This is a genomic window from Leptolyngbya sp. FACHB-711 (assembly GCF_014695615.1).
Lineage (GTDB): Bacteria > Cyanobacteriota > Cyanobacteriia > Elainellales > Elainellaceae > Leptolyngbya_A.
Map to the genome: position 1 here is coordinate 1 of NZ_JACJOR010000272.1, position 4,243 is coordinate 4,243.

4 protein-coding genes are annotated in these 4,243 nt (G+C 48.7%); all 4 read left to right on the forward strand.

All coding sequences use genetic code 11. The annotated features are described in order from the left end of the window. On the forward strand, nucleotides 1-815 hold an 815-nt coding region (locus tag H6F80_RS10730), incomplete at its 5' end, for a sulfate ABC transporter substrate-binding protein (RefSeq protein WP_190791549.1). Nucleotides 816-817: 2 nt separating this feature from the next. Beyond that, on the forward strand, nucleotides 818-1,687 hold the full coding sequence (gene cysT / locus H6F80_RS10735) for a sulfate ABC transporter permease subunit CysT (protein WP_190791550.1): 870 nt from the start codon (nucleotides 818-820) through the stop codon (nucleotides 1,685-1,687). Further along, nucleotides 1,677-2,558: a sulfate ABC transporter permease subunit CysW gene (gene cysW, locus H6F80_RS10740; protein WP_190791551.1), complete on the forward strand. Its 882-nt coding sequence runs from the start codon at nucleotides 1,677-1,679 to the stop codon at nucleotides 2,556-2,558. The genes cysT and cysW overlap by 11 nt, the downstream gene beginning before the upstream one ends. 20 nt (nucleotides 2,559-2,578) lie before the next feature. After that, on the forward strand, nucleotides 2,579-4,243 hold a 1,665-nt coding region (locus tag H6F80_RS10745), incomplete at its 3' end, for a hypothetical protein (protein WP_190791552.1).

The following is a 4,243-nucleotide window of genomic DNA, read 5'->3' on the forward strand; positions in this document are numbered from 1 at the left end:
AGTCTTATGGAGCTTCCGGTGCTCAAACGAGAGCTATTTTGGGAGGGTTAGAAGCAGATGTTTTGGCTCAGAATATCCAAAGTAATGTTGACCCGCTTGTGGAAAAGGGATTTGTTGCTACTGATTGGAGTAAACGTTTACCGAATCAAGCTTCTCCTGCTAGCACCGTCATGGTGTTAGTTACCCGTCCTGGTAATCCGAAGCAGATCCGCGATTGGCGAGACCTGGCAAAAGATGGGGTATCGATCGTGGCAATTAACCCTCAGACTTCTGGGAATGCTCGGTGGGGTATTTTAGCGGGCTATGGTGCGTTAGCGAAGAGTGAAGGTGAAGCAGCAGCAAACGCTTATCTAAACGGCTTTGCTAGAAATATCAAAACACTCGTGAGCAGTGGACGAGAAGCATCAGATGCCTTTGTCAAAAACAAAATTGGGGATGTGCTGGTTACGTTTGAGAATGAGATTATTTTCACTAACGATGCCATTCCTGATGATTATCCCTATATTGTTCCAACTGACAATATTCAGGTTGATTTTCCAGTAACTGTCATTGACAAAACTGTTGACAAGCGCGGCACACGGGAAGTTGCAGAGGCGTTTACAGCGTTTTTATTTACCCCGAAGGCACAAGAAATTTTTGCCCAAGCCGGGTATCGTCCGATCGATAAACAAGCCTATGCCACAAAGTCTAGCCAGTATAAGCCTGTAGACAAGCTCTACACGATCGCGGATTTTGGCGGATGGCAAGCCGTCAACAAAAACTTGTTTGCAGATGGTGGCTTATTTGATGCGGCTCAAGCAGCAGGTAAACAATAGGCATGGCGACTCGGACGATTCCTACCTCCCAAGTTGCAGGTCGGGCATTGTTTTCTGGGCTGGTGCTCACTTATCTCAGCTTTATTCTGCTGCTGCCGTTAGGCGTCATCTTTCTACAAGCCTCTCAGCGTCCGTGGCAGGAGTTGTGGCAAGTCATTACGGCTCCGGTGGCAATCGAAGCCTATACGCTGTCTTTTTCCGCAGCGATTTTGGCAGCGCTTATTAACAGTGTGTTTGGGTTGATTCTTGCCTGGATTCTGGTGCGGTATGACTTTCCTGGTAAGCGATTTGCCGATGGCTTGGTCGATTTACCGTTTGCTATGCCTGCTGTGGTGGCAGGGATTGCCCTGTTATCTCTCTATGGTCCAGATGGAATGGTGGGTCGCTACCTCAACCCTGGAACGGCTTTAGGAGACGGGCTGCAACAACTGGGGTTTCAATCCATCAACCTAACTTCTTCGGTGATAGGCGTCGTGTTTGCCAAAGTTTTTGTGACGCTGCCTTTTGTGGTGCGAGCTGTACAGCCTGTCTTGATGGAGCTAGAGCCAGAAGTGGAGGAAGCTGCCCATGTCTTGGGAGCAAACGATCGACAAGTATTTTGGCGAGTCATTTTTCCACAGTTGCTGCCGGCAATCCTCACGGGCTTTACGCTTGCCTTTGCAAGAGGCGTTGGTGAGTATGGAGTCGTTGTCTTAATTTCAGGCAATATTCCTTACGAAACGATGATTAGCTCCGTCTATATTTACCGTCGTTTAGAGGAGTATGACTATAGCGGGGCAACCGCCGTTGCGATCGTCTTGCTCATTGTTTCGCTCATTGTCCTGGTCTGTATTAATCTGCTGCAATGGTGGACTCGGCGATATGACCCTTAGCTTACCTCAACCCAAACAGATTGCTCTGCGGTTGCAACAGCTCCCTTGGGGGCGCTATCTTCTGATTGGTTTAGGATTGTCATTTCTGGCAATCGTTGTTCTCTTTCCCTTACTAACGGTGTTTTACCAGGCGTTTGCCAGCGGCATCACTGCTTATTGGGAAGGCATTACCACTCCTGAAGCCCAACACGCGATCGCTTTGACGTTGACAATTGCGTTGGTCACGATGCCAGTCAATACTGTCTTTGGGATTGCGATCGCTTGGATTTTGGTACGCTACCAATTTCCGGGTAAGCCAATTCTGATAGGGTTACTAGACTTACCCCTTGCGATTTCGCCTGTGGTGGTGGGGTTAATGTTTATTCTGCTCTACAGTCCTACGGCAGGCATCTTTGGCAGTTGGGTAGAGGCAAGCAATCTAAAAATCATTTTTGCGTTACCCGGCATGATCCTCACAACTCTGTTTGTGACATTGCCCTTTGTAGCGCGGGAAGTGCTGCCAGTTTTTCAAAGTATGGGAATCGAAGCGGAAGAAGCTGCACAAACCCTGGGGGCAAATGCCTGGCAAACCTTCTGGCGCATTACATTTCCCTCAATTCGGTGGGCAGTGCTGTATGGCGTCATTCTCTGCACATCTAGGGCGATCGGCGAGTTTGGGGCGGTTTCAGTTGTCTCCGGGAAGCTAATTCGGGAAACAAATACGCTAACGCTGCATGTTGAACAGGTTTACACCGAATATCAGACTGTTGCTGCCTTTGCCTGTGCTTCGCTACTTGCCCTTTTGGCATTACTGACTCTAGTTGTCCAGGAATTATTGCGGACGACCGATAAGCTGCAAACATCAGCACATACTTCAATACCTAAAAATTAGCTGACCAAAGGAACGATATTGTGGACGAAACGTTGAATGGCTTGGGGGAATATGTTCATCCTCAAGGATATTTGGAATATGTCAGTACGCTACCTTTTCTAGGACAACTACGCTGCCCAACTCAGACGATCGAAGCTGGAAGCTGGCAAGAAATCCTGCTCGATTATGAGGTTGGTGCGTCTGGAATTGCAGATGGTGCCTGGATCAAGGTGACATTTAAGTTCTATTCAGACTGGGGACTGTTTCAAACTGAAGACCCTTTAGCTGCAAACTATATTTCTGCGGAATATCAGGCTCGACCCTCGCTTCCGGGGGAAAGCCCTGCTACCGTGCAATCGCTCAAGGTTCGATTTGATCAAAAAGGACATGAACGCCCTTTTCAAAAAGCGATCATTATTGACATTGTAGATGGCTATCTTAAACCCGGAGACCACATCCTGATTCGCTTGGGCGATCGGCGGGCTGGAGGACCTGGAACCCGAGTTCAAACCTTTGTCGAGCAAGACTTCCGCTTTCGTGCTTATATCGATCCGGTTGGCACTTCTCGCTTTGCCGCAATTCCAGGAGATGTTGTGGTGGATATTGTACCTGGAGCACCTGCGAAACTGGCAGTCATTAGCCCTCGATTGGTTAGGGCAGGAACAGCTTTTCCTCTCAGAATTCGTGCTGAAGACCGTTGGGGCAATACCTGCTGGAACTTAGGCAAACCGCTGAAGTTAATCCAGCAAAGTACAGCTGGAGCGATCGTCGAGCAAGAACTGAACTTTCCAAAGCAAGGATGGGCAGTTGCCAAAACAGATCTGACGTTGGAAGCGATCGAAGAAACGCGATTTCAAGCAACTTTAAGTGGAACAAGTTTGCAGAGCAATTTAACGCCTGTCACTGTAGAGTCTGATCTGGCTTATCCGCGTGCGTTTTTTGCTGATCTGCATGTACATTCCAATAACACGGTCGGAACCAATAGCACTGAATACAATTTCACCTATGGTCGAGATGTTGCCGGATTAGATATTTTAGGCTACACCGCAAACGACTTTAACATCACCAAAGAACGGTGGCAGGGTGATGTAAAACAATGTCGAGAGATTACCGAAGAAGGCAAATTCCTCTGCTATCCCGGAACAGAATGGTGTGGCAATTCTGCTGCTGGCGGCGATCGCAATGTGATTTTCTTAGGGAATGAAGTGCGATTTCCCTACGATCCTCAGGGTAACCAAGTGCGATCGTTTGAGTGGAATGAAGAAATGAAGGGACAGGAATTAGTCCCTGGGGCTTGGCCCGTCGATCGGCTGTTTGCAGCTTACATTCACGATCCAGAGCAACATTTGCTGATTCCTCATGTCGGCGGACGACGTGCCATTTTAGACTGGCATCACCCCCAGTTAGAACGGCTCATTGAAATTGGTTCTGCTTGGGGACATTTTCCCTGGTTTTATCAAGATGCAATTCGTCGAGGCTATAAGGTTGGTGTATCTGCCAATGGAGATGAGCATCGAGGACGGTGTGGCGGCGGCGTCCCGGGTACAGCCGTCTTTGGTGTAAACGGTGGTTTGACAGGGGTCATTGCGCCATCCCTAACCAAATCAGCCATTAATCATGCCCTGCGTTCTCGACATACCTGGGCAACAGCAGGCGATCGTCTGGTTGCGCTGCTGTGGTCAGGTTCTCATATTCAGGGGGACGAG